We start from the raw sequence: 691 nt of genomic DNA on the forward strand, positions 1-691 counted from the left end.
ATTTATGGTATTGACCATAGCGTAGAGCGCTTTGAACAGGCGTGGTTGCATCCGGTAACGCCGATTAAAAACTTCTACCTTACCGGTGCTGATGTAGTGACTGCGGGTGTTGGTGGCGCATTGATGGCAGGTGTGATGACTGCTAGCGCAATGATGGGGGTAAAAGGCTACAAGGTTATGGGGTTAATAAAGAAGTGGCAGCCAGAACAAAATACGGAAGAGGCTTCGAAGGAATCGCTTCAAGCGGGGTAAATTCCACCTAATATTTTGCTCTTGCTTGCTCCCGTAACGGAGCAGGCATTGCCTGGCAGGTTGTTCAGTGTTTGTCTTGCTAACCAGGCGAAAGCGCTGGCCTCAACCAATTGCGGGTCTATTCCCAGGTCGAGGGTTGAACTTAAGCGATAGCTTGGAAGCAGGTTTTGGAGGCGAGTCATTAGTAGTTGATTATTGATGCCGCCGCCGCAGACGAAGATGTCGCAGCCATCACCATTAGTGCTGGTGATGATGCTGTTACTAATTGTGCTGGCCGTTAGCTCGAGTAGCGTGCGCTGAATATCTTCGCTTTGGAATGTGCTGTTTGCAATCTTATTGGCTATCCATGCTGAGTTAAACAGTTCTTTACCGGTGCTTTTGGGTGCTGTTTGTTTGAAATAGGGCTCGTCGAGAAAATCCTGTAATAAATCTTCGATAA

Annotated in this window: 1 protein-coding gene and 1 pseudogene; one reads left to right on the forward strand and one right to left on the reverse strand. The window is 47.9% G+C overall.

The genetic code is table 11. The features are described from left to right. A pseudogene (locus tag A3756_RS28210) lies at positions 1–252 on the forward strand (FAD-dependent oxidoreductase); the annotation flags it as partial. On the opposite strand, the gene A3756_RS23130 reads toward A3756_RS28210, so the two are convergent. Further along, positions 240–691 (reverse strand): anhydro-N-acetylmuramic acid kinase (locus A3756_RS23130; protein WP_197481485.1); only part of this gene is annotated, 452 nt, incomplete at its 5' end. The pseudogene A3756_RS28210 and the gene A3756_RS23130 sit on opposite strands and share 13 nt — an antisense overlap.

Source organism: Oleiphilus sp. HI0086, from assembly GCF_001635225.1.